The organism is Stenotrophomonas sp. a6, assembly GCF_030913325.1.
GTDB lineage: Bacteria > Pseudomonadota > Gammaproteobacteria > Xanthomonadales > Xanthomonadaceae > Stenotrophomonas > Stenotrophomonas maltophilia.
Map to the genome: position 1 here is coordinate 1,674,920 of NZ_CP133161.1, position 26,202 is coordinate 1,701,121.

The following is a 26,202-nucleotide window of genomic DNA, read 5'->3' on the forward strand; positions in this document are numbered from 1 at the left end:
CCGGGCCTGATACCCTTTAGGTTTTCGGCGGTCCCTCGCGACCCTGGCCAACGCGGCCGGTGGTCCGGGTCCGCCGGCCCGCAGACTGCCAGCCCCCAATGAACGCATCCGCCAAATTCACGACTTCCCAGATCCGCAGCGACTTCCTTGAATTCTTCAAGGGCAAAGGCCACACCATCGTGCAGTCGGCGCCGCTGGTGCCGGGCAATGATCCGACCCTGCTGTTCACCAACTCCGGCATGGTGCAGTTCAAGGACGTGTTCCTTGGCGCGGAAAAGCGCAGCTACGTGCGCGCGGCCGACGTCCAGCGCTGCCTGCGCGCGGGCGGCAAGCACAACGACCTCGACCAGGTCGGCTACACCGCGCGCCACCACACTTTCTTCGAAATGCTGGGCAACTGGTCGTTCGGCGACTACTTCAAGAAGGACGCGATCGCCTGGGCCTGGGAACTGCTGACCCAGGTCTGGAAGCTGCCGGCCGAACGCCTGCTGGTCACCGTCTACCAGACCGATGACGAAGCCTACGCGCTGTGGCGCGACATGGTCGGCGTGCCGGAAGAGCGCATCGTGCGCATCGGCGACAACAAGGGCGCACCGTTCGCCTCGGACAACTTCTGGCAGATGGCCGACACCGGCCCGTGCGGCCCGTGCACCGAGATCTTCTACGACCACGGTGACCATATCGCCGGTGGCCCCCCGGGTTCCCCGGATGAAGACGGCGACCGCTTCATCGAAATCTGGAACCTGGTGTTCATGCAGTTCGACCGCCAGCCCGACGGCACCCTGGTGCCACTGCCGGCGCCGTGCGTGGATACCGGCATGGGCCTGGAGCGCCTGGCGGCGATCCTGCAGCACGTGCACACCAACTATGAGATCGACCTGTTCCAGGCCCTGATCCGCAAGGCCTCCGAGCTGACCGGCACCGCCGACCTGGAAAACAAGTCGCTGCGCGTGATCGCCGACCACATCCGTGCCTGTTCGTTCCTGATCGTCGATGGCGTGCTGCCGTCCAACGAAGGCCGCGGTTACGTGCTGCGCCGTATCATCCGCCGCGCACTGCGCCACGGCTGGATGCTGGGCGTGCGCCAGCCGTTCTTCAGCAAGCTGGTGCCGACCCTGGTCGAGCAGATGGGCGAAGCCTATCCGGAACTGCCGGCTGCGGTGGACACCGTCACCCGTGCGCTGCAGGCCGAAGAAGAGCGTTTCGCCGAAACCCTCGATGCCGGCATGAAGATCTTCGAGGACGTCGCGGGCAAGGCCAGCAATGGCGTGATCCCGGGCGTTGACGCCTTCCGCCTGTACGACACCTATGGTTTCCCGCTCGACCTGACCCAGGACATCGCCCGCGAGCGCGACCTGACCGTCGACATTGCCGGCTTCGATGCCGCGATGGAGCAGCAGCGCGAGACCGCGCGCGCGGCCGGCAAGTTCGGTGGTGGCGTGACCCTGCCCGCCGAGCTGGTGGCGACCCTGAGCCCGACCCTGTTCCTGGGCTACGACCGCCTGCAGGCTGACGGCCTGACCGTGCTGGCCCTGCTCAAGGACGGCCGTCCGGTGCAGTCGGCCGATGCCGGTGACGCAGTCATCGTCATCACCAACCAGACCCCGTTCTACGCCGAGTCCGGCGGCCAGGTCGGTGACACCGGCGTACTGACCGGCAACGGCGTGCGCCTGGCGGTGGACGACACCCAGAAGTTCGCCGGCCAGTTCCATGGCCATGTCGGCACCCTGTCCGAAGGCGGCCTGAAGGTCGGCGACGTGCTCTCCGGCCAGGTCGATGGCGAGCGCCGTGGCGCCACCATCCTCAACCACTCGGCCACCCACCTGCTGCACGCCGCCCTGCGCGAAGTGCTGGGCACCCACGTGCAGCAGAAGGGCTCGCTGGTCGCTCCGGACCGCCTGCGTTTCGACTTCTCGCACTTCCAGCCGATCAGCGCGGAAGAGCTTGCCGTGATCGAGCGCAAGGTCAACCAGCAGGTGCGCGCCAACAACGCCGCCGAAGTACACAACATGGGCATGCAGGAAGCGCTGGACTTCGGCGCGATGGCCCTGTTCGGCGAGAAGTACGGCGAGCACGTGCGCGTGTTGAAGATGGGTGACTACTCCACCGAGCTGTGCGGTGGTACCCACGTCAACCGTACTGGCGACATCGGCCTGTTCAAGATCACCTCCGAGGGCGGCGTCTCCGCGGGCGTGCGCCGCATCGAGGCTGTTACCGGCCAGGGTGCGCTGGATTACGTGGACGCCGAAGAGGCCCGCCTGGCCGAGGCCGCTGAACTGCTCGGTGGCAGCGCTGCCGACGTGGTTGAGAAGATCCGTGCCCTCGGCCAGCGCCAGAAGCAGCTGGAGCGGGAACTGGAGGCCGTGAAGGCCAAGGTCGCCGCCGGTGCCACGGCCGATCTGTCCGGCCAGGCCGTCGAGGTTGCTGGCGTGAAGGTACTGGCTGCCCGCCTGGAGGGCTTCGACGCCAAGGCCCTGCGTGACGCCATGGACCGCCTCAAGCAGCAGCTGGGCGACGCGGTGATCGTGCTGGCCGGCGCCCAGGACGGCAAGGCCGCCCTGGTCGCGGGTGTGAACGGCAGTGCAATGGGCAAGGTCAAGGCCGGGGAACTGTTGTCCCATATCGCCAGTCAGATCGGGGGCAAGGGCGGCGGACGCCCGGACCTCGCCCAGGGTGGTGGCGAGGACGGGCCCGCCCTTGCCACTGCGCTGGCTGCAGTCGTCGAATGGGTCAGCCCCCGCCTGTGATGAACCTGGCCGTCCCCCTCCTTGTAGGAGCGGGACGGCTGACGGTACCATTGCGAATCTTTTCCCTTTGTCGTGGTAGCGCTTCTTGACGGAGCGTCAAGCCGGTGGGGGATACCCTTCCACACGGTTCCATGGAGACTTACAAAAATGTTGATCCTGACTCGCCGCGTCGGCGAAACCCTGATGATCGGAGACTCGGTGAGCGTCACCGTGCTTGGCGTCAAGGGTAACCAGGTGCGTATCGGCATCACCGCGCCGAAGGACGTTGCTGTGCATCGCGAAGAGATCTATCAGCGCATCCAGCGCGGTGACGAAGCCGGTGGCACCGGTAGCGAAAATTCTGCCGAATAACGCTTTACCTTCGCACTCGATTAACGTTATGATTCACGCCCCGCTGAGGTGCAACGCACCAGACGCGGAGAAAACCCCGGAGTGATGCCCGAGTGGCCGAAGGGGCTCCCCTGCTAAGGGAGTATAGGGTCAAAAGCTCTATCGAGGGTTCGAATCCCTCTCACTCCGCCAGATACAAAGAAGCGCCTGCAGATCCTCGATCTGCAGGCGTTTTTCTTTATCCGACACTCGCAGCGTGGAGCTGACTATCCTGGCTGATCGGTGCGGGAGGCAGGCGTTGGCATGGGCGCGGGTGTCGTCGCCGGTGCCGGAGCGGGTGTACCCGGCAGCTGTGGCGGTTCAATGTGGCGAGGTGGAATTTCCCGCCACAGCAACGCAAGCGTGCAGTCGTTGGCACGTTCCCTGCACATTCTTTCGGCCTTCCGCTGCGCGGCGTCCGCCGTCTTCTCGCCCAGTGCAAAGCCCAACGCAATCGTGCCGGTCGCTATGGCCGAATAGCCTTCGCTGGTGGTGCTGGCGGACTGACCGCAATTGCGCGATCGCGCTGCGCAGTAGTGCAGCGACTGCTGCATCGCAGTGGTGAGGGAAGACTGGTTCATCGAATAGCCGTAGCGGCCATCCTTGTCGTAGGTGATCGCAGACGCAGCACTTGCGGCTGATGAAACGGACAACAACAGCGCCAGTGAAACTGCATGCTTCCAGTTCATCACGCTCTCCTCTTTTGCCGATGGTGAATCAACCGGTGAATGTGGCGCAACCCCGCAGGGGGACGGGGGAGAACGCCTGCAGGCAATTTGCCCGCAGGCGCGTACCGACGCGTTCGATCGTCAGAGCTTCACCGTCACGCCCACCTGGAAACCGCGCCCGGGGAGCGGCGCGATGTACTTCAGCGGCGAGTTGTGCGGCCGTGCTTCTTGATTGAGCAGGTTGCTGCCGTTGACGAACACCTCCATGCCGGCGATGTAGCTGCTGCGTACCGGCAGCTCACGGCTGACCTGCAGGTCGACCAGGTTGAACGCATCCAGCGGCACTTCCTCGCTGACATTGCGGCCCAGGTACTTCTGCGTGTCGTAGTAGGTGCTGGACAGCTGCGCCTTCCAGCCTTCGCGCTGCCACTGCAGGGTGGCACCGCAGCGGTTGGTCGGCATGTTCGGCAGGTACTCGCCGTCATTGTGGGCACGCAACGAATCGGGGTGATCGGCCTTGTTCTTCACCAGGTCGGCGAAGGCGGACACGTTCAACGTGCCGTAGCGGCCCAGGTCCAATGCCTGCGAGGCATCGATCTCGAAGCCCTTCACCGTGGTGTCGGTCTGCTTCCAGTACTTCAGCGGCAGGCGGTTGGCGGTCTGCACGCCCGAGTAACCCAGGTACAGATAGTTCTCGTACTTCATCCGGTACGCGGTGGCCGACAGTTCGAAACCACCAAGGTGGAACAGGCCGGTCAGTTCCAGGTTCTTCGCGCGTTCCGGCTCGAGGTTCTGGTTGCCTTCTTCCTGGGTCATCACCGAATAGTGGGCATTGCTCGCATACAACTCGTTGATCTCCGGTGCGCGCTGGGAGGACGAGTAGCGCACCTTGGCGGCGAACAACGGACCGAGCTCGACATACGATCCCAGGCTGTAGCTGTTGAGCCGGTAGTCGCGGTCCTGCAGTTTCGTGTTGGCGGCATTGCGCGCGGTCTTGAAGCGGCTTGGTTGCAGGTCATGGTCAACGCGCTCGTGGCGCACGCCAGCGTCGAAACTGGCCCAGCCGAAGTCCAGCGTCTCCTTCAGGAACACCGCGTTGCTGCGGGTGTCGACGTCAGGCAGGTAGCGCAGCGAGCCACTGCCGGTGACATCACGCGACTGGTGGCTGAAACCCAGCATGCCGCTGAGCGGACCTACGCGCTGATGGCTGAGCAGCAGCTCGGCCTGGGTGCTCTCGAAATCGTAGTCGTTGGCGCGGGTGGCACCCAGCCGCTCGCCCGAGGTGTTGTCCAGCTTGGAAACGCGCAGTTCGGCGCGCTCGAACCACGGCAGCGGATCGCGCAGCAGGGCTTCCAGTGCATAGCGTTCCTGCTTGATCACCACCCCTACCGGCAGCCCGTTGGCATAGTTGGAACCGAACGACAGGTTCTGCATCGAGAACCCCGGCACGCCGTACTCGCTGTCCTTGGCATCGATGCTGATACCCACGTAACCACGGTCGAAAAACAGGGTCGACCCGAGCGCCACCTGCGAATTTCTCGCGTAGCTGTTGCCCAACCGGTGATGGTAATCGGGCGTCACGTCGTTGTTGATCTGCTTCTGCACGTACGAAGGCGTGCCGGGTACGTAGGCCGGGTTGACCGGATTGATGTAGGTGCGGCGCTGCCAGACCGAAGTCGGATTGTTGGTGTAGAAGGAGAAATCGCCTTCGGCCCAGTCCGGGTTTTCGGTCATGAACTGGTCGATGTAGGGCTGCGACGCCTTGTTGTAGATCTGCTGGACGCGCGCTTCCTTCTGGCAGCTGTCGGCCAGCGCAGAGTTCACGCCACCGGTCGGCGGGAACAGGCGCGTGTTGCAGACACTGGCCTTGCTGTTGCCGGGGATGTCGTAGTGCGAGATGCGCTGACGCGAGACCTGCAGGTTGGTCGAGAAGTTGCGCTGGTTGTTGAAGTTCATGCGGAAGCCCTGCGCGTCGGCGGCGTTGAAGCCCTTGCGCAGGACCAGTTCCATCGACTGGTCCTTGTCTTCCATGCTGCGCGAGATCAGGCCCGAATCGATCTCCACGCTGCCGCCGATCGCATTGCCGCCGTAGCGCACGGTGTCGGAAGACTTGTTGACGGTGACGCTGCGTACGAACAGCGGATCGAACGGGATGTTGATGTCGCCGCTGATCGCGTTCATCCCGAGGATGGACTGGCCGTCCTGCAGGATCTGCACGCGGTTGCCGCTGAGGCTGCGGATGACCGGGGCCCCCGCGTTCGGCCCGAAAGCACTGTTCTGCACGCCGGAGACGTGTTCGAGCAGGCCGCCCAGGGTGCGGTTCTGCGCCTGTGGGTTGTCGACGGTGACCCGGCTGTCGATACGGGAGGGCTGGCTGGCCTGGACCTGGAGGGTGGGGAGGGTGGGTTCGTCCGCGGCCTGGGCGCTGTGGACGGCGAACAGAAGGGCGGTAGCAAGGAGATGGCGACGCATGGCACGGTCCGTGAAATTGACGTGAAATGTTATAACGTAACCGTTCAGGTCAACAAGAGCGGAAACCGCCTCGATTCAATGGGGCAGGGTGCTTTGGCCTCTCGGGATGGGACGGAGTCTCCCTCGTTCAGCGCACCGCCTTGCGCGTGCTGCTGGCGACCGGCACGATCTGGGCACTGCCCCGCAACGCCCCACGCAGAGCTTCCTCATTCAAACGGAGCCCCGTATGAAGCTGTTGTCCGCTGTGTTGTTGTCTGCGCTTTCGCTCTCCGCCGTTCCGGCGCTGGCGGTGGAAGCTTGGCCCTCACCGTTGCTGGGGCGCTGGTCGCTGGATATCGCCACGTCTGCGTTACCCGAAGCACAGCGCCCGAAGCAGGTGGTGCTGGAGTTCAAGGACGCCGGTGCGGGGCGGTGGAGTTCACACGTTGACATCGTCCTGCACGACGGCAAGACGATGAAATCCGACGGCACGTTGGCGCTGGACGGTACGCCCGGGCCCTTGTCCGGCACCTACGGCGCGGACAAGGCCAACCTGAAACTGCCGGCGCCGAATACCCTGGTGATGCAGCTGGTGGACCATGGCACGCCGGCCTCCACCCGCATCTATACCGTGGCGGCGGACCGTACGACGATGACCGAGACCAAGGCGTTCTACGGCCACGACGGCACGCCGATCCTGCAGACCAACCTGTTCAAGCGGATACCGTAGCGGCGCCGCCTGCGCCATGCCCACGGGGAGGGAATCCGCGGGCATGGCACCGGCAGCCTTACACCGAGGCCGGGTCGCGCTTGCCGGTGTCGGTGCCGTACTTGTCGATGGCCTCCTGCATCCGCGAGCGCTCGATGCGGCCTTCGTCGGCCAGCGACTTCAGGGCGGCCAGCACGATGAAGTGGCGATCCACTTCGAAGAACGTGCGCAGCGACTCACGCGTGTCGGAACGGCCGAAGCCATCGGTACCGAGTGCGATGAAGCGGCGGTCGTTGATGAAGGGACGGATCTGGTCGCCGACGATCTTCATGTAGTCGGTGGCCACCACCACCGGGCCATCATGGCCCTGCAGGCACTCCTGCACGTAGGGTACGCGCGGTTCCTCAGCCGGGTGCAGCAGGTTCCAGCGTTCGGCGGCCAGGCCATCGCGGCGCAGCTCGGTCAGGCTGGTCGCGCTCCACACATCGCTGGCGATGCCGAAGTCCTGCTGCAGCAGTTCTGCCGCGGCTTCCACTTCGCGCAGGATCGAACCGCTGCCCATCAGCTGCACGCGTGGCTGCGAGTCGCTGTCGGCGGCCGCCGGGTGCAGCAGGTAGAGGCCCTTCAGGATGCCGGCCTCGGCGCCTTCGGGCAGTGCCGGCTGCGGGTAGTTCTCGTTGAGTACGGTGATGTAGTAGTAGATGTCTTCCTGGTCGACATACATGCGGCGCAGGCCGTCATGGATGATCACCGCCAGCTCGTAGTTGTAGGTCGGGTCGTAGGACACGCAGCTGGGAATCACCGACGACAGCACGTGGCTGTGGCCGTCATCGTGCTGCAGGCCTTCGCCCATCAGCGTGGTGCGGCCCGACGTGGCACCGAGCAGGAAGCCGCGGGTACGCGCATCGGCAGCGGCCCAGGCCAGGTCTCCGACGCGCTGCAGGCCGAACATCGAATAGAAGATGTAGAACGGGATCGTGGCCAGGCCGTGGTTGCTGTAGGCGGTACCGGCGGCGATCCACGAACAGATCGCACCGGATTCATTGATGCCTTCCTGCAGGATCTGGCCGTCCTTGGCTTCCTTGTAATAGCTCAGCTGGCCGGCGTCCTGCGGGGTGTACAGCTGGCCCAGGTAGGAGTGGATGCCGATCTGGCGGAACAGGCCTTCCATGCCGAAGGTGCGCGATTCATCGGGCACGATCGGAATCACCAGCTTGCCCAGTTCCGGGTCCTTCAGCAGGCTGGTGAGGATGCGCACGAAGCCCATGGTGGTGGACTGACCGCGATCGCCGCTGCCCTGCAGCTGGGTGTTGAAGATCGACAGCGGCGGCAGCGGCAGCGGATCGACCTTGGCCAGGCGCGCCGGCAGCTGCCCGCCCTGGATGCGGCGGCGCTCGGCGAAGTAGACCGCTTCGGCGCTGCCCGGTTCCGGGCGCAGATAGGGCATCTCCTCCAGCTGCTCGTCGCTGACCGGCAGGTTGAAGCGGTCACGGAAGGCGCGCACCGCGTCGGCGCTCATCTTCTTCAGCTGGTGGTTGATGTTCTGGCCTTCGCCGGCTTCGCCCATGCCGAAACCCTTGACCGTCTTGGCCAGGATCACCGTCGGCCGGCCGCTGGTGTTCACCGCCTGCTGGTAGGCGGCGTACACCTTCTGCGGATCGTGGCCACCACGTGCCAGCGCCCAGATGTCGTCGTCGCTCATGTGCGCGACCAGCTCCAGCAGCTCCGGGTAGCGGCCGAAGAAATGCTCGCGCACGTAGGCGCCGCTCTGCGACTTGAAGGTCTGGTAGTCACCATCCACGCATTCCATCATGCGCTGGCGCAGCAGGCCGCTGTGGTCGCGGGCCAGCAGGTCGTCCCAGCCATTGCCCCAGATCAGCTTGATCACGTTCCAGCCGGCCGCGCGGAAGGTGCCTTCCAGTTCCTGGATGACCTTGGCGTTGCCGCGTACCGGCCCGTCCAGGCGCTGCAGGTTGCAGTTGACCACGAACACGATGTTGTCCAGCCGCTCGCGGCCGGCCAGGGAAATTGCCGCCAGCGATTCGGGCTGGTCCATCTCGCCGTCGCCGAGGAAGGCCCAGACCTTGCGGCCCTGGTGTTCTTTCAGGCCGCGGTATTCCAGGTAGCGCATGTAGCGCGCCTGGTAGGCGGCGGTCAGCGGGCCCAGCCCCATCGACACGGTGGGGAACTGCCAGAACTCCGGCATCAGGCGCGGGTGCGGATACGAGGACAGGCCTTCGCGGCCGGCTTCGCGGCGGAAGTTGTCCATCCGTGCCGGATCGATGCGGCCTTCCACGTACGCGCGGCCGTAGATCCCCGGCGCGGAGTGGCCCTGGATGTAGATCATGTCGCCGTCGAAGGTGTCAGTACGGCCACGGAAGAAATGATCGAAGCCCACGTCGTACAGCACTGCCGCCGACTGGTAGGTGGCGATGTGGCCGCCGACGTTGGAATGCTTGCCGGCACGCAGCACCATCACCATCGCGTTCCAGCGGATCATTGCGTTCAGGCGGCGCTCGATGGCCAGGTCACCCGGGTAGGCCGGCTGGCGCTCGGGCGGGATGGTGTTGACGTAGGCGGTCCAGGCACGGGTATGCAGTTCGCCGTGTTGCCGGGCGTCCAGATCGCTGAGCTGGTCGATCAGGTAGTGCGCGCGCGGCCGGCCGCCGGCCTGCATCACCGCCTCCAGCGATTCACGCCACTCCTGGGTTTCCAGTGGATCGGTATCGAAGGGAATGAGGGCTTGGTTCATGGCTGTCTCCAGAGGGCGCCGGTCGGACGTCTGCCTGGGCGACAACACCGGCAGGGCGCACGGCACTGGAGCGGGGTCGCAACGGCGGGCGCCGTGACGCGAAGGGCGACCGTGGCGGCCACCGAGAAGACAAGCGTAGGCCTGCCCCCCACGCTTCGGTAGGCGGGCGGGGCTTGGGTCTCTGGCAAGCAAGGGTTGGTGCCGCGCGCCGTATCATGGGCCGATGCGCTGGGCGCGGCCGCTGATCAGGCCGGGGACAGCCCCGGCAGGAACACCGGGATGATCGCCACGCCGACGCCCAGCAGGCACCAGGCGACGATGGGCAACCAGCGCGCCAGGCGTTGGGCGGGTTCCGGTGCACGACGACCGCCGATCCACAACAGCAGCGTGAGCACACCCAGCGCATAGGCGAGGACGACGATCACCGGATGCACATGGATGACCCGGCTGGGCGGCCACATCTGCTGCTGGTAGGCGGTGGTGTGGGCGACCAGCAGCAGGAACAGCAGGCTGCTGAGGGTGTTGATGGCGGTGCGTGCGTTGATGGGAGCACTCCTTGTGCGGGCTGCCCGGACATTGCAGGGGCCGCATTCTAGCGGCTGCCTGCCGGTCGTTGAAACGTCACTGTCATCGATGGCGGTCACCCTGCGGGGCTTTCCAGCCTCGGGGTGGTTGGCCGGCCGTGAACAGCGTGAGGATCTGGGAGAAGAGCTACGCGCTGCGGCGCCGGCTGCTGCGTGGCTTCTTCCTGCGTCGCGGTTCGGCCAGCGAGGATGCCGAAGACCTGGCGCAGGAGGTCTACCTGCGCCTGCTGCGCAGCACCGGCGAGGATGCCGATGCGGTCGAGAACCCGGAAGCCTACCTGTTCACCGTGGCGGCCAACCTGGCGCGCGAGCATGCGCGCGCGCGGTCGTCGCTGCCGCCGCTGGAAGACGTCGACCTGCTGGCCGAAGTGCTGAAAAGCGAAGAAGACATCGAAGGTGAATTCGAGCGAGCGCAGCGCTGGAATGATATCCGCAGCACCATCGCACGACTGCCGGCGACCACGCGGCGGGTGATGGAACTGCACTACCGCGACGGGCTGGACTGCCCGCGAATCAGCCAGCAGCTGCAGGTGTCGGTGCACATGGTGCGCAAGCACATCGGCAAGGGGCTGGAGGCCTGCAGGAAGGCGCTGGGCGCCAGGGAGCTCACATGAACCGGACCTCATCGCCCGTGGCCGACGACACGATCGCCTGCGAGGCCATGACCTGGTTCCTGCGCAATCGCGAGGGGCCATTGGATGAGGCCGGGCGCCTCGCGTTCCTGGACTGGATGAAGCGCTCGCCGGAGCACGTGCGCGCCTACATGCACGCCCTTGCGTTGCACCGGCAGGTGGGCGAGGCGCTGCAATCGCCGTTGCCTGACGACGCGGCGGTTCCACCGCGGCAGGTCGCCGCCAAGGTGGTGCCGCTGTTCGGTAGCGTGCACGCGCCGCCGCGCGCTGTGCCGCGTCGCGGTCGTGCGCGCTGGTGGGTGGCGGCTGCCGCAGCCTGTATCACCCTGCTCGGCGTGGGCCTGGTTCCGCAGGTGATGCCCACCGAGCAGCTTTACAGTGCCGGACAGGGTGAACTTCGCGACCTGGTGCTGCCCGACCAGACCCAGGTGCGGCTCAACGCGGACAGCCGCCTGCGGGTACGCATGGGCTGGTTCAGCCGCAAGGTGGAGCTGCTGCAGGGTGAGGCAACGTTCGACATCGCCCGCGACCGCCGTCCGTTCGAGGTGGCGGTGAACGGCCTGGAGATCCGCGACATCGGCACGGTGTTCGATGTATCGCGACGGCTGCAGAGCACGCGCGTCGGCGTGGTCTCCGGCGAGGTGGAGGTATGGAGCCAGGGTGTGGACCCCCGGCGTCTTGCGCAACTGGGCGAAGGCCGGGTGGTGCAGGTCGACGCGCGCAGCCATGCGGTCGAGTCATTGGACCTGCCATTGTCGATGCTGCTGGACTGGCAGCAGCGCAAAGTGTCCTTCCTCGACGAGCGGCTGGACGAGGTGGCCGCTGCCTTCAACCGGCACAACCAGGTGCAGGTACGCGTGCTGGACGAAGGTGCGGCATCGGCACGGTTGTCCGGCAGCCTCGATGCGCATCGCATCGGTGCGCTGCAGGCCTTCCTCGAACGCGACCCGCGCTTCGTGGTGAGGCGCGAAGGCGACACCGTGCGGGTTGGCAGCCGCTGAGGCCCGTGCGGTCGTGGACTGTCAGAAAAAATTCATCGAATCCGCGTTCTCCACTTCGGTGGATGCCGGCTCTTACTTGGGAGAAGCCGCTGCCGATCCGCGCAGTGGCACCTGCTGCCTTCTCTCTTCCAAGGACCCGTGATGCGCAACACGCTCTACCTGTCGATCATCCTCGCCCTGTCTCCCTGCAGCGTGCCGCTAGCCTTCGCCGCCGGTGCCGATGGCCTGGAGGCGCGTGTATCCACGCCGATCGCGGCGCAGCCGTTGGCGCGTGCGCTGGAGCAGCTGTCGCGCGGTTCCGGGGTGCAGTTCCTGTACTCGGCCGGCGGTGATGCCCGCATGGCCGGTGCGGTGCCGCGCGGTGCCACCGTCAGGCAGGCGCTGGACGCGCTGCTGGCCGGTACCGGCCTGGGGTACACCGTGGTGGATGGCAATGTCATCGCCATCGATCCGGCGCCAGCTCGCAACCAACCGAAGCCGGCCGCGCCGAAGCCGCGCGAGGCCGAGGCAATGGTGGCGCCGACCCTGGACACGGTGAAGGTGATTGCCGCACATGAGGTCATCGACCAGAAGAAGTCGTCGCCGGTGATCAAGGATTCGGTGGTGTATGACGAGATGGACAGCTACGGCGACGAGACCCTGGCCGAGAGCCTGATGGCCGCTCCAGGGCTGAGTGCGGTGGAGGATGCTGGCGAGCCACGTTACGTGACCGTGCGCGGCGTGCAGGCCAACCTCAACTACACCACCATCGATGGCATCGCGATTGCCAGCGTGGGGGGCAGTGGCTCGGGCGAGCGCATGAACAACCTGCAGCTGATTCCCAGCGACATCGGCACCCGTACCGACATCTACAAGAGCTTCAGTGCCGAGCAGGCACCGGATGCGATCGGCGGCGTGATCGACATCATCAGCCGCAGTGCCTTCGACCGGTCAGGCAAGTACGTGTTTGCCGATGTGGCAGGCATCTATTCCACCGCCGAGACCAACGTCGAGCGCAGCGCAGGCGGCAACCACGAGACCCTGGGTCACTTCGGCAAGAGCGCCAAGATGGTGTTCTCCAACCAGTTTGGTGTCGACCAGGAGTTTGGCATCGTTGCGGTGGCACGCTACGAGCAGCGTTCGCGCAACAGCGTCAAGCGCTGGGTGGAGTCGAACTACTACTACAACGACGCTGGCAAATACCTCACCGACGGTACCACGGGCCCGGACCAGGCCAAGGGCTGGAACGGGCTGCGTGCGCCTGGCAACTTCAGCACTGGCACCTATACCAACTTCATCACCAACTTCGGTGGCTCCGCCAAGCTTGAGTGGAAGCCCTCGGATGATCCGTTCTACGCATCGTTGCTGCTGTATTCGTACCGGTTCTACGAGAACTCGACGATGAACAAGACGGATCTGTACGGCAACGCCAAGTTTCCGGTCCGCAACCAGACCGAAGACAGCGGCACCACCCAGATCAACAGCATCTACATCAAGAACCGCCACGACCGCTGGGACCGCAGCAACCGTGGCGCCATCGCCAGCTTCAACTGGGACATGGGTGACCGTTCGCGGCTGACCCTGCGCGGTGGCCATACCGAAGAGACCTTCCACAACAGCCAGGTCTACTGGGGCGTGCGCGCCTATCCAAGCAATCTGTTCGTCGACTACGAGAACGACAGCCACGGATTCCCCAACGCGGTGGCCGTTTCCGATTCCAGCCTGCTGACCAGTTCCGCATTCAAGCTCAATCCGGCGCAGGCCTACGTCTCCCCGCGCGATGCCAAGGAGAGCATCGACAACCTGCGCGCCGACTTCAGCTACAACATCGACGCCGATGCGAGAGGTTTCGGCCTGGCCGCCGGCGCCGAGTACCGCCACCTGAAGATCTGGCAGGACATCGACTTCGACTATTTCAAGAGCAGTGCCACGCTCAACGACTACCTGTACCCGGGTTCGACGCTGCTGGGCAGCGTGCCGGGCTTCCCGCTGATCGACAACCGCAAGTGGAACGAGCAACTGCTGCCGAAACTGGGCAGCAACAACAAGGCCTATCCGAATGCCAACTTCACCAGCGACTACAAGTACGTGGAGGACATCACCAATGCCTATGTGTCCGCGCACTACGCCTGGGATCGGCTGCTGCTGATCGGCGGCCTGCGCTACGACCACACCCGCTTCGATGCCTACAGTCCGTTCAGCGATGATGGCGGCACCACCTATACCTCCGCCTTCCGCAATACGAGTGGTGGCTACAACAACCTGCTGCCCTCGTTGAATGCGACGTTCAAGCTCACCGAGGACCAGCGCCTGCGCTTCTCCGCCAGCCGCACGCTGGGCCGGCCGACGCCGAGCAACATCGCCCAGGCCACCAGCACCAGCTGTGGCGATGACGAGGAGGGCAGGGGCTTCTGCAGCATCAAGCAGGGCAATGCCGACCTGCAGCCGCGCCGTTCCACCAACATCGACCTGGCGTGGGACCTGTATTTCAACGGCAACAACGGCCTGGTCTCGGTGGCGCTGTTCGACAAGGTGATCAAGGACGACATCTACACCCTGACCACCTTCGAGAACGTGGGTGATACCCGCTACCGGGTGACCCAGCCGATGAACACCGATGAGTCCAAGCTGCGCGGTGTCGAGTTCGCGGTGGCCAACCGCAACCTGCAGTGGGGCCGCCAGCGCTTCGACATGTACTTCAACGCCACGCGGCTGGAAGGCCAGACCAACTACCGCATCAGTGATGGCACCGAGCGCCGCCTGGACCGGCTGCTGTACCAGCCGGACTGGTCGCTCAACGGTTCGGTGATCTGGCGCATGCCGTGGAAGAGCGCGCAACTGCGCCTGTCCGGCACCTACCGCAGCCGGATGCTGGTCGACTTCGGCGACACCCGGTGGCTGGATTCGTACTACGACCCGTACATGACCTTCAACATGGGCTTCAGCCACAAGGTCAGCAAGCACGTGACGCTGAAGTACGAGGCCAAGAACCTGTTCAACACCCAGCCGACCTACAGCACCGGCCCGAACGGGCGCTTCCGTACCGAGATCGACGACTACGGCCGCTTCTTCTACTTCCACATCATCTACAACTGAGGGCACAGCCGTGGAGACGATCAATCGCAGGCGATTCCTGGCCCTGGCCGGCCTGTCCGCTGCCGGTGCCTGGATGGGCACGGCACACGCGCTGGCCGCGCAGGCCGATGCCACCGCGCTGAACCCGCGCAACCTGCTGGCCAAGCCGCGCTTTGCCAGCACACCCTTCACCCTGGGCGTGGCCTCGGGTGATCCCTCGGCCGATGGCATGGTGCTGTGGACGCGCCTGGCGACCGAACCGCTGGTGTTCGGCGGCGGCATGCCGACCCGGCCGATGCTGGTCGAGTGGCAACTGGCCGCAGACGAAGGCATGCGCAGGGTGGTACGCCAGGGGACGGCGATGGCGCATCCCGAACTCGGCCACGCCGTGCACGTGGAGCTGGACGGGTTGGCGCCCGGACGGCCCTACTGGTACCGCTTCAGCGTCGGTGGCCACGCCAGCGCGGTCGGTTGCACCCGCACGCTGCCCGCAGCCACGGCCGCGGTGGATCGCGTGCGCTTTGCGGTGGCCGGTTGCCAGCACTACGAAGAAGGCCACTACACCGCGTGGCGGCGCATTGCCGAGGAACCGCTCGATTTCGTCTTCCACTATGGTGATTACATCTACGAAGGCGAAAGCCAGCCGGGCCTGCGGAAGATGAACGGCCAGCCGTTCACCAACCTGCGCAACCACGTCGGCCCGCAGATCTACACGCTGGATGATTACCGCCGCCGCTACGCCCAGTACAAGAGCGATGCCGACCTGCAGGCCGCGCATGCGGCGGCACCGTGGTTCGTCACCTTTGACGACCACGAAGTGGACAACAACTGGGCCGGCGCCGAAGACCAGGATGACACGCCCAGCGAAGTATTCCTGCTGCGCCGCGCACAGGCGTTCCAGGCCTACTACGAGAACATGCCGTTGCGCCGTTCGGCATTCCCGCGCGATGGCCACATGCAGATGTACCGACGTGCACGCTACGGCACGCTGATGGACCTGCACCTGCTCGACACCCGCCAGTACCGCAGCAAGCAGGTGAACATGGCGCTGCGTGACGAGGTGGAATCGCCGAAGCGCAGCATTGTGGGGGCGAAGCAGGAGCGCTGGCTGTTCGACGGCCTGGCCGATGCCGCACCGCGCTGGCACACCATCGCCCACCAGGTGGCGCTGGGCAACTACATGCGCGAGAAGGACGGGGTGGTGCAGTCGTCCGACGACCAGTGGTCGGGCTATCTGGACAGCCGCCGGCGCCTGCTCGACCACATCCAGAAGGTGGGCTTCGGCAACGTGGTGACCGCCTGCGGCGACGCGCATCGCCACTATGCCAGCGATCTGGTACAGGACCACCGTGACTCGGGCGTGGTCTCCAGCGAGTTCCTCGCCACGTCGATCACCTCCGGCGCCGATGGCCAGGGTGTGGACGCGTATGCCAGGAACCAGCTTGCGCACAGCCCCTATCTGAAGGCGACCACCGACAAGCGTGGCTACGTGCTGTGCGATGTCACCCGCGATGCGTGGATCGGCGACATGAAGACGCTGGATACCGTGATGCAGCCGAATGGCGCGGTGCAGAGCTGGAAGCGCTATGCGGTGGAGCACGGCCGGCCGGGGCTGCAGGAGGCCTGAATCTACCGCTCTACAGAGATCCTTCAATCCTGCTCGAACCGCAGTGGTTCGCTGCCCATCGCCGGGTCACTCGTGCCGGGGCGCCCATCCTCGGCGCGACCGGCCAGGCGCAGCATGCTCTCGCCCGCGCCGATCTGCAGGTCATACCAGCCCGCCGTGGGCGTTGCGTCCCACGCCAACGCGGTTTCTGCGTGTGCGGGTAGTACCAGCGCCTGATCGGGCATGTGCCCGGCATAGGCACCAGGCTGCACACGCACCTGCTGCGCGCCGTCACCCAGGTTGCGCAGCCGCAGCCGCAGTTGGCCATCCGTGCGATCAATTGAAGCCTGCAGCGCAGGATCCTTGGCCGCCCCCTGGAAGTGGCGGTGGAAGCCGTTCGGGCCCAGCAGCCACAGGTCATAGCGGTCCTGGGCATCGAGCGGCCAGCGCTCGCGCAGCGCCATGCCCGGCAGCAGCGTGTAGCGGCGTGGCACCGCATCCAGCCGCAGCCGGTCGTAGACATGCAGCACCGCCGCCGCACCTTCGCAGGCCAGCGCCAGATCCACGCCCGAGGCGTCGACCGCAGCCATCGATGCCTGCGGCCGATAGGGCAGGGCGCGTGCAGGGCGTACGCCGACTTCCTGCTTCGCTGGTTTCAGCCCCTCCGGCAGCGCCGGCACGGTTCGCCCTGGCAACGCAGCGGCGCGTGCGGCCACCGCGCTCACGTCGGGCAGGCCGCGTACGAACGGGCGGGTATCGCGCTGGGCGAAGTCGAAGGCACCCGTCAGGTCACCGCAGACCGCGCGGCGCCACGGCGAGATGTCCGGTGCCGCCACACCGAAGCGGCGTTCGATCAGTCGAATGACCGAGGTGTGGTCGTAGACCTGCGAGTCGACCCAGCCACCCCGACTCCACGGCGAGATCACATACAGCGGCACGCGCGGGCCCAGTCCATACGGGCGGCCGCGCAGTTCGGCGGCATCGTACTTCTCGTCGCCCGGTGCGGGATGGCGGTGGTACTCGCCCTCGGTACTGACCGAGGACGCACCCGCCCAGCCGCCATCCACCGGCGAAGGCGGTGCCGGTGGCGGCATGTGGTCGAAGAAGCCGTCGTTCTCATCGAACATCAGCAGCAGGGCGGTGCGGCTCCAGACTTCCGGATCGGCAGTCAGCGCATCCAGCACGCGCGCGGTATAGGCCGCGCCCTGCGCCGGACTGGAGGGTCCGGGGTGCTCGCTGCCGGCCGCGTCGGCGATGATGAAGCTGACCTGCGGCAGGCGCCCGGCCAGTACGTCCTGGCGTAGCTGTGGCAGGCCACGTGTGCTGACCCCGCGTGCGCGCAGTTGCGGGTCATGCCCGGGTGCAGCACTGTACGCCCGACGGAACGCCTCGAAGCCGGCCAGCGGGTTGTCGGTGAAGTTGTCCGCCATGTCCTGGTAGATCTGCCAGGACACGCCGGCCTTCTGCAGGCGCTCGACATAGCTGGTCCAGCGGTAGGACGCCGGATGCCCGCCGTGTTCGGGGAAGTTGTCATGCGAGTTGGCGATCACCGGGCCGCCGGCGCGGGCCCGTGCATCGTTGTGGCCGGTCCACAGGAACACCCGGTTCGGATTGGTGCCGGCCTGCATCGCGCAGTGGTAGGCGTCGCAGATCGTGAACGCATCGGCCAGCGCGAACTGGAACGGCATGTCGCTGCGCTGGAAGTAGCCCATGGAGTGGTTCTGCTTGGCCTTCGGCCAGTGCCCCATGCGGCCGTGGTCCCAGGCACGCTGGGCGTCTGCCCAGGTGTGCGGCGTGCCTTCCACCCGCATGTAGCCGAAGTGCGCGGCGGTATCCAGCGGGAACGGTGCGATCGCCCGCGTGCCACTGGCATCGGGCTGCAGCCACAGGCTGCGCGCGCGGCCGCCGGCCTGCAGCGAGGCGGCCGGGGCCACGAAGCGGTCACCGAAACCACGTACGCCCGGCAGCGTGCCGAAGTAGTGGTCGAACGAACGGTTCTCCTGCATGAACACCACGATGTGCTGCAGGTCTTCGAGGCTGCGCGTCTGCGCGGCGGGGGCGATCGCTGCGGCCCGGGCGATGCTGGGCAGCAGCGGGGCAAGGCCGGCGGCAACGCCGGCCTGCAACAACCGGCGTCGGCCGATATCGGTCACGGGCTCACTCACAGGTCCACGCGGAAGGAGATGCCGACGGTGCGCGGGGCGCCGATGAAGGCGTTGTCGCGGCCGTCCACCCCCGCAAGATACCGCTTATCGGTGAGGTTGCTCACCACCAGGTTGGCACCCATGCCCTTCAGGCGCGGCGACAGGCCCTGCAGGTCGAAACCGATGTTGGCATTGAACACGGTGGCCGAGGGCAGCTTGTTGACGTTGGCGGCATCAAGGTAGCGCGTGCCCAGGTACCGTCCGGAGAGGCCGAAGTTCCAGTTGGCGCCCTGCCAGTCGGCCGACAGCACCAGGGTGTTCTCCGGCTGGCCGATCACCTTGGCACCGTCGACGATGCCGAGCTGCGTATCGCGTGCGGCATTGCCACTGCCCAGGTATTTGGAGCGGTTGTAGGTGTAGGCCGCGTTGATCCGCCAGCCATTGTCCCAACCATAGCCGAACGCCGCTTCCAGGCCGTTGCTTTCCACGCCACCGAAGTTCTCGTAGACGCCGTCGGTCTCGCCCAGGTAGTCGATGCCGCTGACGAAGCCCGCCGGCAGGTAGACGATGCGGTTGTCGAACTTGATGTTGTACAGGGTCACCGAGGCGGTCAGCGGCCAGCGGCTGATGCGCATGCCCACTTCGATGTTGTCGGCGGTCTCCGGTTCGACATTGCGGAAGCGCTGCGGGTCGGTTTCGCCAAGTACGCCTGAAGGAATGGCGGCGAAATTCTGCGAGAAGCCGGCGAACAGCTCCATGCCTTCCACGCCCGGTGCCCAGGTGAAGCCGGTGGACAGCAGCGGATCGGACCTGGAATCGGATTTCACGTGCTCGCTGGCACCGATCACGCGGCGGCGCGATTGGTCGACGAAGAACTGCTTCACGCCCAGGCGGGCACTGAACGGCCCGAAGCGGGCCACGTCCTCGACGTAGTACATCTGCTCGTCAACCTTGTACTTGTCCTCGAACTGCACCCAGTACGGCTGATGGTCGAAGGCGATGTCCTGGCCGACATTGAGCAGGCGGTGCCAGTCACGGCGTGCCGAACGGTCCAGCTTCTCCACCCACAGGCCGCCACGGATGGTGTTGTCGATCGCACCGAAGGTCTGCCGCCATTCGACGTCGGCGGTCACGCCCATGCGGTCGTTGTCGTAGTGGGTGTGGCGGTAGGACTGCGCGCCCAGCACGTTGCCCGCGTAGCAGTTCGGATCGTACTCGGCGGTGAAGCCCAGGCGCGGGGTGCAGCTGGCCAGGCGCTGCGCGGCGCTGCCATCGGGATTGACGAAGAAGATCTGGCCACGGTTGCTGCCGCCGTACACGGTTTTGCCACCGAGATATTCCGATTCGGGGCGGCCCGCACCCTCATCGCTGACCTGTGCCAGGTAAGGTGGAAGCCAGTCGCCACGACCTTGCATGCGGTGCCCGTAGGCGGCCACCGAGGCCTTGAACCCGTTGCCGCCGTCGAAGGCCGCACGCAGGTAACCAAAGGTGTTCTCGCGCAGCGCACGCGAGCCGGAACGGTAGTTCTGGTCCAGATACGGAATGCCGGTGAGGGTGCCGACCAGGTTGTCGCGATCCGGATTGGTGGCAAAGCCCTTCGGTGAGACGCTGGTGTATTCCGGCTCGTCGGCATCGTTGTAGGACAGGTAGCCGGTCAGGGTCCAGCGATCCAGTTCGGTGATGAACTTGCCGGCGATGTGGTCGTTGCTGGCGTGGCCGGTGCCGTCGATCCAGTCGTGCACCTTCGACGAGGAGGCGCTGATCCACGCGCGGGTGTGGCCGCCGAGCAGGCCGGTGTCGTAGCGCACGTAGTACTTGCGCGCATCGTTGTCACCGGCGCCGACCACGAAGCGCAGGCGGCTGTCCTGCAGCGGATCGCTGGTGAGGAAGTTGAGCGTGCCGCCCAGTGCTTCGTTCGAGCGCGAGGAGATGTCAGCGGTGCCTTGGCTGACTTCCACCGTCTCCAGGTCGAGGGTGTCGATGTAGCGGTTGGCCAGCGAGCCGCCGCCGTAGCCGGAGCCGCCGTTGGGCAGGCCGTCGATGGTGGTGCCGATCTGCTGGGTGTCGCGGTTGGTGACGAACCCGCGCATGCTGATCTGCGTACCCCACACCGACGAGCCGGTGGCATCGGCTTCGCTGACCACCACGCCAGGTACCTCGTTGAGCGCGTCGTTGACGCTGCTCATCACGGTCTGCCGGTTCAGCGTTTCCGCACGCACCGAAGTCTTCGCATAGCTGGTGGCCTGGCCGATCACCTGTACCTGGTCGAGGGTACGCGCATCGCTGCTGCGCGCTTCGCCCGTATCGCCCTGCGGTGCTTCTGCGAGGGCGTCCAGGGTGGGGGCGATCAGCAGGGCAAGCAGCGAAACACGGGGAAAGCGCGCAATCGTTCGCATCGATACCGGACCTTGGGGGGAGAGAAGCCCCCGAGTGTCGACAGCACCAATGACATCGACATGACGTAGAGATGCAGGAACCGTGTTGTGTGACGGCCGACGCCCCCGGCCGCCTGCCTGTCAGTACCGCGCGTCCTTGGGTTTCGGGTCGCGTGGCCAGTCCTTGGCCTTGTTGGCGAAGTCCGGGCGCGGCTGGTTGATGAAGTAGCTGGCGATGTCCACCGCATCCTGGTCGGGCATCATCTGCTGCCCAAGCGGGGGCTCGCGGGTCACCGCCGGTGGCATGTTGTGCTTGACGAAGCCGGCGGCCTTGTACAGGCGCGCCATGCCGGCGCCGATGTTGAAGCTGTGGTCGCCCCATAGCGGCGGGAAGGCGATGTCACCGCTGGCGTCGCGCCGTCCTTCGCCGTTGTCGCCATGGCAGGCGGCGCACTGCACGGCGTACAGCGCCTGGCCGCGGATCGGGTCCGGGGTCAGCGTGCTGTCGATCGGTCCCTCACTGGGGGCGGCCACCTTTGCACCTTCTGGCACAGGACTGCTCAACCACGCCATGTAATCGAGCATCGCGCGCATCTGCGGCGAGTCCTTCGGCAGCGGCTTGCCGTTCATCGAACGCTGCAGGCAGCCGTTGATGCGCTCGGTCAGCCCGATCACCTTGCCCGGGCGCGGCATGTAGCGCGGATAGGCGCCGCCGCCGGTATTGAAGTAGTGATTGCCGAAAGGCCGCTTGCCCTCGGCCATGTGGCACGAGTTGCAGTTCAGATCGTTGCCGACATTGTCCGGCAGCAGCCGTGCGGTCTCGTTGAGGATACGGCGGCCGAGCATCACCGATTCGGCATTGCCGAGCCCGGTGATTTCTTCGGCGCTGGGCGCATGGTAGTGCCCGACCACCTTGCCCTGCGCATCGAGGATATCGATCGTGCTGGCCACGGCGGCATCCAGGTCCGGGAACAGATGACGGTAAGCGAGGGTGCCGGCCCCGGCCAGCATCACGAGGGTGATCGCACTGCCGATCAGCAGGCGGAAGCGTTTGCGCGAACGTTTCATCGTGCGGCCTCCTGCGGAACGTAGTGCACCGGCTTGTCGCGCACCACCCGGCGCATGCGCGCCACGTCGACCTCGCTCACGGCACTGGCCTGGTTGCCCCAGCTGCTGCGGATGAAGGTCAGGATCTGTGCCAGCTGCGCATTCGGCAGCTGCTCGAAGCCGGGCATGGTGAAGGCCATGCGGTCATGCGGGGTATGCGGCGTGCGGCCTCCGATCAGGGTCACCTGCACCAGCGAGCTGGGGTCATCGGCGAACACGATCGAGTTGCCGGCCAGGGCAGGATAGACGCGCGGCATGCCGCGCCCGTCGGCGCGGTGGCAGGCTTGGCAGTGCTCGGCATAGGCCAGCGAACCGGCCACGCGGTAGTCGCCGCTGCGCAGTGCGGCGGTGGTGGTGTCGGTACCGGGGGACCACTGCGTACTGCGGCCCTCACGCGCCGGCAGCTGCTTCAGGTAGCGGGCCATCGCCAGCAGGTCGGCGTCGGACAGGTACTGCGTGCTGTGCTCGACCACGTCGGCCATGCCGCCGAACGCCGCCGATCGATCGGTGCGGCCGGTACGCAGGAAGTCGACGATCTCGCCCTCGCTCCAGCTGGCCAGGCCGGTCGATTCATTGCGCAGGTTCTTCGCATACCAGCCTTCCAGCACCGAGCCGGACAGGAACTGGCGGCTGCCATCATCGGCCATCGCCTTTTCCTGGAACGCCAACCCGCGTGGCGTGTGGCAGGCGCCGCAGTGGGCCAGGCCTTCCACCAGTTCGGCGCCGCGCTGCTGGCTGGCATCCAGCGACGGATCCGGGTTGAACGTGCGCGGGCGTGCGAACAGCAGCTGCCACCAGGCCAGTGGCCAGCGCATGTTGGCCGGCCACGGGATCGTGCTGTCGGCGTTGTCCTGCTTCACCGGTTGCACCGAGCCCATGAAGTAGGCGTACAGCGCCTTGATCTCGGCGTCGCTGGCGATCACGTACGAGGCGTACGGCATGGCCGGATACAACGGCTGCCCATCGTGGCGGATGCCGCGACGTACCGCACGCTCGAAGTCGGCGTAGTCGTAGGCGCCAATGCCGGTGTCCGGATCGGGCGTGATGTTGGTCGAGTAGATCGTGCCCATCGGCGTCTGCATGCCGAGGCCACCGGCGAACGGCTTGCCGCCGGGCGCGGTGTGGCAGGCCGCGCAGTCGGCCGCGCGCGACAGGTATTGTCCCTGCGCGATCAATGCCGGATCGTGGATGTCGACCTGCGCGGCCTGTCGCGGTGCGAACCAGTAGGGCGTGGTGCGGGCGACGCCGTAGGCGGCGGCCAGCGTGGCGGCCAGGGCAATGGCGAGCTTGAACGAGGTGCGCATGGCGGCACTGTGGGCAATCCCGCGCGCGCGTTCATTGATCCGGATCAATGACTGAACAGATACAGCTTGTACACCAAGCTGAATCGTTCCTGCGCTGTCATCAAGCCGTCATCCATGCGCGATAGATGGCCCACGCGCGCGTCGCTAACCTGCCACGCTGTCGCACCTTTTCCCCGATTGCCCATGAAGCGCCTGCTGCTGTTGTTGCTGGCGTGCGCCGGCCTGTGGCTGGCTGCATGCTCGTCCTCGATCAATGCCTCGTCCACCTCGCTTGCCGATCGGCTGATCGCGCCGGGTGGCGTATCGACCCTGCTCGATCGTCCGCGCATTGCCGCGGCCATTGCCGAACTGCCCAATCGCCACGGCTTCGCGCCGGGCCGCGATGGCGTGCCGATCTTCTGGCGTGTGTTCGATCCTGGCGATTACGGCGCGCGTTACCACTACCTGCCGCAGCGCCACGAGAACGGCCTGCCGCTGGATACCGGCCTGAGCCTGGCAGTACCGCAGCCGTTCCGCGCGCAGGCACCGCGCGGTACCGTGGTGCTGCTGCACGGCTGGATGATGAACGGTGATTCGATGCTGCCGTGGTCGTTGCAGTTGGCCGAATCCGGCTACCGCGTGGTCACGCTCGACCTGCGCAACCATGGACAGTCCGGTACCGGGCCGTCGGGCTATGGCACCTATGAATCCGACGATGTGGTGGATGTGATCGGCGAGCTGCGCGCGCGTGGTGAAGTCACCGGCCCGCTGTACCTGTTCGGCGTGTCCTATGGCGCCGCCACAGCGGTATTCACCGCCGACAAGCTCGGCGACCAGGTGGAAGGGGTGGTGGCGATGGAATCGTTCGCCAATGCCGGTGTGGCGATCCGCACGATGATTCCACACCTGATGGGACTGCAGCCGGAAGGCCTGAAGGCGCAGGCGATGGCGTCGTACGCGCGCTGGCGCTACGGCGGCCAGGACATCAACCAGGTGATCGCCGCCGCCAGCCGCCGTATCGACGTCGATCTGGACCGCGTGGATGTAGCGCGCGCGCTGGCCGATACCCACGCCTGCGTGCTGCTGCTGCACGGGCAGGGCGACCAGCACATTCCGGTCAGCCAGGGCCGCGAACTGGCCCAGGCCAATCCGCGCGCGCATTACATCGAGATGCGCGGCGAGGACCACATCACCCTGCCGCTGCGGCTGGACCTGCTGGCCGGCGTGGTCGATGACTGGATGGCGCGCGACGAACACCACCCGAAGAGCGCCTGCCCGGCCCCACAGCTGCCGGCCCAGGCCGAGTGGCTGGCCCACCGCTGAAAAAAGGGGACGGAGGGGATTAAGTCGTTTCCCGCACAGCTGGGCCATAAACGACTTAATCCCCTCCGTCCCCTTTTTCTGTCAGGCCACCCGTCGTGCCAGCGAGCGGGCAGACGCTGCGACGCCCAGCAGCAGCGCGGCCACGCACAGGAAGGCGAAGCCGAGGCTGGTGGCGTGTGCCAGTGCACCGATCGCTGCCGGGCCGGCGAGGATGCCGGCGTAACCCAGCGTGGTGACTGCGGTGATTGCGATGCTCTCCGGCATCACCCGCTGCTGGCCGGCCATTGAGAACAGTGCCGGCACGATGTTGGCGCAGCCCAGCCCGACCAGTACATACCCCGCCAGCGCCACCGGAAACGAGGGCACCAACGTGGCCAGGGTGAAGCCTGCTGCGGCGGTGATGCCGCCGAAGACCAGGGTGCGGGTGCGGCCGAGGCGCTCGACGATGCCGTCGCCGAACAGGCGCATCGCGGTCATCGCCAGGGTGAACAGCGCGAAGCCGGCGCCGGCCTGGTCACGCGGCACTTGCCGCACTTCGGCCAGGAACACCGCGCTCCAGTCCAGCATCGAGCCTTCGGCGAGGAACACCACGAAGGCCAGCACGCCGATGAACAGCACCACGCCGTGCGGCAGCGCCAGCAGTGGGCCGTCGTGCAGGATCCGTTGCGGGCGCCAGTGCGGCGCCGACAGCACCGCGACCAGCAGCAGTGCCGCCACCGAAACCAGCGCGGCCAGCCACAGCGGTGTACCCAGGATCAGCAGGCCGGTCATGCAGCCTGCGCCGACGAAGCCACCGATGCTGTAGAAGGCGTGGAAGCCGGACATCATCGCGCGCCCGGCGTCGCGCTCGACCGCGACCGCCTGCATGTTCATCGCACAATCCAGCGCACCGACGCCGGCGCCGAACACGAACAGCGCCGCACCCAGCGCCACCGGCGAGGGCGCCAGCACCAGCAAGGGCAGGGCGCACAGCATCATCGCGCAGGTGATCACCATCACCCGGCGGCAGCCCAGTCGCCCGGTCAGCGCACCCGCCAACGGCATCGCCAGCAGTGAGCCGAGCCCGAGGCACAGCAGCACGGCGCCGAGGCTGGCGTCGGACAGCCCGGCCTTGGCCTTGGCGTAGGGCACCATGGGCGCCCACGCGGCGGTGGCGAATCCGGGAATGAAGAAGGCGGCGCGGGTGGCGTGCTGCTGGGCACGTGGGGATGAAGGCGTCATGCGCGATGCGAAGCTCCAAGGGACGTTTATGGAAACGTTTTCAGGTCGGCTCGGCAAGTGCCATGCGTGACATCGGGCGACGCATACGATTGCAGTGACCCGATTGCGTCACCAGCGATTAACGCCACGCGCGGACAGTGGCTGCACGGTCGGCATCCCGCCGGCCGCTGCCGGAG

At 66.2% G+C, this 26,202-nt stretch carries 17 protein-coding genes and 1 tRNA gene; 9 read left to right on the forward strand and 9 right to left on the reverse strand.

The genetic code is table 11. The features are described 5' to 3' along the window. Positions 1 to 98 precede the first annotated feature (98 nt). From alaS to Q9Q79_RS07835, 3 genes are all read left to right on the forward strand, one after another. Positions 99 to 2,747, forward strand: a complete 2,649-nt coding sequence (gene alaS / locus Q9Q79_RS07825; RefSeq protein ID WP_183153880.1) for an alanine--tRNA ligase — start codon at positions 99 to 101, stop codon at positions 2,745 to 2,747. A gap of 147 nt (positions 2,748 to 2,894) precedes the next feature. Beyond that, a complete protein-coding gene (csrA, locus tag Q9Q79_RS07830) occupies positions 2,895 to 3,098 on the forward strand; it encodes a carbon storage regulator CsrA (RefSeq protein WP_004152909.1) in 204 nt (67 codons plus the stop codon). Positions 3,099 to 3,176: 78 nt separating this feature from the next. Then, positions 3,177 to 3,269, forward strand: a tRNA-Ser gene (locus tag Q9Q79_RS07835). 74 nt (positions 3,270 to 3,343) lie between these two features. Here the strand turns inward: Q9Q79_RS07835 and Q9Q79_RS07840 are convergent. Together Q9Q79_RS07840 and Q9Q79_RS07845 are read right to left on the reverse strand one after the other, a co-directional pair. After that, complete coding sequence (locus Q9Q79_RS07840; RefSeq protein WP_080353081.1) at positions 3,344 to 3,805, reverse strand: DUF4189 domain-containing protein; 462 nt, start codon at positions 3,803 to 3,805, stop codon at positions 3,344 to 3,346. Between the two features lie 120 nt (positions 3,806 to 3,925). Then, positions 3,926 to 6,256 carry a TonB-dependent receptor gene (locus Q9Q79_RS07845; protein WP_201863903.1) on the reverse strand — a complete coding sequence of 777 codons (2,331 nt, stop codon included), beginning with the start codon at positions 6,254 to 6,256 and terminating at the stop codon, positions 3,926 to 3,928. Between the two features lie 226 nt (positions 6,257 to 6,482). Between Q9Q79_RS07845 and Q9Q79_RS07850 the strand changes: the two genes are divergently transcribed. Further along, positions 6,483 to 6,965 (forward strand): hypothetical protein, encoded by a 483-nt coding sequence (locus Q9Q79_RS07850; RefSeq protein WP_005409028.1) that lies wholly within the window; start codon positions 6,483 to 6,485, stop codon positions 6,963 to 6,965. Positions 6,966 to 7,023: 58 nt separating this feature from the next. On the opposite strand, the gene aceE is transcribed toward Q9Q79_RS07850, so the two are convergent. Both aceE and Q9Q79_RS07860 read right to left on the reverse strand, forming a co-directional pair. After that, positions 7,024 to 9,696 (reverse strand): pyruvate dehydrogenase (acetyl-transferring), homodimeric type, encoded by a 2,673-nt coding sequence (gene aceE / locus Q9Q79_RS07855; protein WP_201863900.1) that lies wholly within the window; start codon positions 9,694 to 9,696, stop codon positions 7,024 to 7,026. 245 nt (positions 9,697 to 9,941) lie between these two features. Next, positions 9,942 to 10,340, reverse strand: coding sequence for a hypothetical protein (locus Q9Q79_RS07860; RefSeq protein ID WP_201863899.1), 399 nt, complete (start codon positions 10,338 to 10,340; stop codon positions 9,942 to 9,944). Positions 10,341 to 10,378: 38 nt separating this feature from the next. On the opposite strand from Q9Q79_RS07860, the gene Q9Q79_RS07865 reads away from it, so the two are divergent. The 4 genes from Q9Q79_RS07865 (at position 10,379) to Q9Q79_RS07880 (ending at position 16,594) form a co-directional block, all read left to right on the forward strand. Beyond that, complete coding sequence (locus Q9Q79_RS07865) at positions 10,379 to 10,894, forward strand: sigma-70 family RNA polymerase sigma factor (protein ID WP_005412945.1); 516 nt, start codon at positions 10,379 to 10,381, stop codon at positions 10,892 to 10,894. Continuing rightward, positions 10,891 to 11,913, forward strand: a complete 1,023-nt coding sequence (locus Q9Q79_RS07870; protein ID WP_201863897.1) for a FecR domain-containing protein — start codon at positions 10,891 to 10,893, stop codon at positions 11,911 to 11,913. The genes Q9Q79_RS07865 and Q9Q79_RS07870 overlap by 4 nt, the downstream gene beginning before the upstream one ends. Positions 11,914 to 12,054: 141 nt before the next feature. After that, the gene (locus Q9Q79_RS07875; protein ID WP_201863895.1) at positions 12,055 to 14,988 is read left to right on the forward strand and encodes a TonB-dependent receptor; all 2,934 of its coding nucleotides are present in this window, start codon (positions 12,055 to 12,057) and stop codon (positions 14,986 to 14,988) included. Between the two features lie 10 nt (positions 14,989 to 14,998). After that, the gene (locus Q9Q79_RS07880) at positions 14,999 to 16,594 is read left to right on the forward strand and encodes an alkaline phosphatase D family protein (RefSeq protein ID WP_060380462.1); all 1,596 of its coding nucleotides are present in this window, start codon (positions 14,999 to 15,001) and stop codon (positions 16,592 to 16,594) included. A gap of 23 nt (positions 16,595 to 16,617) precedes the next feature. Here the strand turns inward: Q9Q79_RS07880 and Q9Q79_RS07885 are convergent, their stop codons facing one another. The 4 genes from Q9Q79_RS07885 to Q9Q79_RS07900 form a co-directional block, all read right to left on the reverse strand. Beyond that, on the reverse strand, positions 16,618 to 18,726 hold the full coding sequence (locus Q9Q79_RS07885) for a phospholipase C, phosphocholine-specific (protein ID WP_044569819.1): 2,109 nt from the start codon (positions 18,724 to 18,726) through the stop codon (positions 16,618 to 16,620). Between the two features lie 8 nt (positions 18,727 to 18,734). Then, positions 18,735 to 21,113, reverse strand: a complete 2,379-nt coding sequence (locus tag Q9Q79_RS07890) for a TonB-dependent receptor (protein ID WP_012479746.1) — start codon at positions 21,111 to 21,113, stop codon at positions 18,735 to 18,737. Between the two features lie 120 nt (positions 21,114 to 21,233). Further along, on the reverse strand, positions 21,234 to 22,160 hold the full coding sequence (locus tag Q9Q79_RS07895) for a c-type cytochrome (RefSeq protein ID WP_049397316.1): 927 nt from the start codon (positions 22,158 to 22,160) through the stop codon (positions 21,234 to 21,236). Further along, entirely contained in the window at positions 22,157 to 23,503 is a 1,347-nt protein-coding gene (locus Q9Q79_RS07900; RefSeq protein ID WP_111196823.1) for a cytochrome c, read from the reverse strand. The genes Q9Q79_RS07895 and Q9Q79_RS07900 overlap by 4 nt, the downstream gene beginning before the upstream one ends. 183 nt (positions 23,504 to 23,686) lie before the next feature. On the opposite strand from Q9Q79_RS07900, the gene Q9Q79_RS07905 reads away from it, so the two are divergent. Further along, complete coding sequence (locus tag Q9Q79_RS07905) at positions 23,687 to 24,805, forward strand: alpha/beta fold hydrolase (protein WP_060380366.1); 1,119 nt, start codon at positions 23,687 to 23,689, stop codon at positions 24,803 to 24,805. A gap of 81 nt (positions 24,806 to 24,886) precedes the next feature. Here the strand turns inward: Q9Q79_RS07905 and Q9Q79_RS07910 are convergent, their stop codons facing one another. After that, on the reverse strand, positions 24,887 to 26,026 hold the full coding sequence (locus Q9Q79_RS07910) for an MFS transporter (RefSeq protein WP_049459637.1): 1,140 nt from the start codon (positions 26,024 to 26,026) through the stop codon (positions 24,887 to 24,889). Between the last annotated feature and the right edge of the window lie 176 nt (positions 26,027 to 26,202).

Coding starts and splice junctions, on each gene's coding strand:
- alaS (WP_183153880.1), top strand. CDS start 99: ATGAACGCATCCGCCAAATTCACGACTTCCCAGATCCGCAGCGACTTC.
- csrA (WP_004152909.1), top strand. CDS start 2,895: ATGTTGATCCTGACTCGCCGCGTCGGCGAAACCCTGATGATCGGAGAC.
- Q9Q79_RS07840 (WP_080353081.1), bottom strand. CDS start 3,805: ATGAACTGGAAGCATGCAGTTTCACTGGCGCTGTTGTTGTCCGTTTCA.
- Q9Q79_RS07845 (WP_201863903.1), bottom strand. CDS start 6,256: ATGCGTCGCCATCTCCTTGCTACCGCCCTTCTGTTCGCCGTCCACAGC.
- Q9Q79_RS07850 (WP_005409028.1), top strand. CDS start 6,483: ATGAAGCTGTTGTCCGCTGTGTTGTTGTCTGCGCTTTCGCTCTCCGCC.
- aceE (WP_201863900.1), bottom strand. CDS start 9,696: ATGAACCAAGCCCTCATTCCCTTCGATACCGATCCACTGGAAACCCAG.
- Q9Q79_RS07870 (WP_201863897.1), top strand. CDS start 10,891: ATGAACCGGACCTCATCGCCCGTGGCCGACGACACGATCGCCTGCGAG.
- Q9Q79_RS07875 (WP_201863895.1), top strand. CDS start 12,055: ATGCGCAACACGCTCTACCTGTCGATCATCCTCGCCCTGTCTCCCTGC.
- Q9Q79_RS07890 (WP_012479746.1), bottom strand. CDS start 21,113: ATGCGAACGATTGCGCGCTTTCCCCGTGTTTCGCTGCTTGCCCTGCTG.
- Q9Q79_RS07895 (WP_049397316.1), bottom strand. CDS start 22,160: ATGAAACGTTCGCGCAAACGCTTCCGCCTGCTGATCGGCAGTGCGATC.
- Q9Q79_RS07900 (WP_111196823.1), bottom strand. CDS start 23,503: ATGCGCACCTCGTTCAAGCTCGCCATTGCCCTGGCCGCCACGCTGGCC.
- Q9Q79_RS07905 (WP_060380366.1), top strand. CDS start 23,687: ATGAAGCGCCTGCTGCTGTTGTTGCTGGCGTGCGCCGGCCTGTGGCTG.
- Q9Q79_RS07910 (WP_049459637.1), bottom strand. CDS start 26,026: ATGACGCCTTCATCCCCACGTGCCCAGCAGCACGCCACCCGCGCCGCC.